The 1538-nt window shown below is 81.2% G+C and carries 2 protein-coding genes; both read right to left on the reverse strand.

Annotated elements, in window-relative coordinates; translation table 11 throughout:
- Window positions 1-879: coenzyme F420-0:L-glutamate ligase (gene cofE / locus HLB09_RS16945; protein ID WP_322790242.1), on the reverse strand; the 879-nt coding region annotated here is incomplete at its 3' end.
- 146 nt (window positions 880-1025) lie between these two features.
- Window positions 1026-1538 (reverse strand): 2-phospho-L-lactate transferase CofD family protein (locus HLB09_RS16950; protein ID WP_171204462.1); only part of this gene is annotated, 513 nt, incomplete at its 5' end.

Raw genomic sequence — 1538 nt, forward strand, 5'->3', positions numbered from 1 at the left:
CGTGGCGACGGCCAGGGCGCGCCGCAGCCGCGCCCGGTCGGTGTCGGCCGCCGGGTCGACGGGCGGCGGCTCCACGGCGCCCGGGGCGGAGCCCAGCGCAGCGCGCACCGCCTCGACGTGCCCGTAGGCGAACCAGTCGCTCGGCCCCGTCCGCGTGCAGGCGGCGGCCCCGTCGCCGTCGGGACCACCCACCTCGGCCAGCGGCGCAGAGTCTCGGCCTCCGGTGGAGCGCGAGGGTGCGATCGCGCCCGTGCCGCCGAGGCCGCGGACGAGCGCCACCGGCGTCCCGGCCGCCTTGCCCTTGACGAGGTCGCCGAGGGCCGCGACCTCGTCGGCCACCGCCCGCACGGTGACCTCCATCGGCCGCCCGAAGCGGTCGACCTCCCCGCGCACGTCGTCGAGGGCCGTCAGGCCCGCGACGCCGAGCGCGAGGTCCGTGACGCCGACGCGCCACGGCCGTCCCGTCGTGTCGGAGACGACGACCGCGGGCGAGGCGCCCGTCAGCTCGGTGACGCGCGCGCGCAGGGCGCGGGCCGAGGCGTCGGGGTCGGCCGGGAGGAGGAGCACCGTGCCCGGCTCCACGTCGGAGGCGTCGACGCCGGCGGCGGCGAGGACGGGGCCGCTGCGCGACTGGACGACGCGGGTGGTCGCCCCGCCCGGCAGGCCGCGCTCGGCGACGACGCGCACCGTCTGCGCGTCCACGGCCGCGGCGCGCCCGCGCGCCCGCACGGACCGGCCCTCGGCCTTGGCGACGACCTTGCTCGCGACGACGAGGACGTCGTCGTCCCGCAGGGCGAGGCCGGCCCGCGCCACGGCGTCGACGAGCAGGGCGCCGAGGTCGTGGCCCGGGCGCACCTCCGGGACGCCGGGGAGGGCCACGGCCCGCACGGCGAAGCCGTCGGGGGGCGGCGGAGCGGTCCGCCGGGGGCGTCCGCCCTCGGCGCTCCGGCCTCCGGCGCCCTGACTCCCGGCGCCATGACTCCCGGCGCCCTGGCCCCGGGCGCCCTGGCCCTCGGTGGTGTGGCTCACGCGGCGAGCCCGGCGTGCGCGGCCGGGGCTCCGGCCCTCGACCTCGACCTCAGGTCGAGGCCGCGCACGGCCTCGGCGACGTCGAGGGCTGCCGCGGCGATGCGCGCCGCGTCCGCCGGCGTCGTCATGAGCAGCGGCTCGGCGCGCACGAGGGGCCCCGCGGGGGAGGGTGCCCCCGCCGGCCCCGTCCCGTCGGTCAGGGGGGCGTTCCGGGGGGCGTCGGAGGGGTGCACGAGCCACCCGTCGAGGACGTCGGCGTAGAGGCCCGCGACGGCGGCCGCTGTCGTCTCGACGCCGACGGCGCGCAGGCAGGCGTCGGCCATGCCGCGCACGGGCGCGCCGCCGACGACGGGGGAGACCCCGACGACGGGCGCGGAGGTCGTCCGCAGCGCCTCGCGCAGGCCCGGCACCGCGAGGACGGCGCCGAGGGAGACGACGGGGTTGCTCGGCGGCAGGAGCACGACGTCGGCGCTGGCCAGCGCCTCGAGCACGCCGGGGCCCGGTCGCGC

Origin of the sequence: Pseudokineococcus marinus (assembly GCF_013004605.1) — a bacterium.
GTDB lineage: Bacteria > Actinomycetota > Actinomycetes > Actinomycetales > Quadrisphaeraceae > Pseudokineococcus > Pseudokineococcus marinus.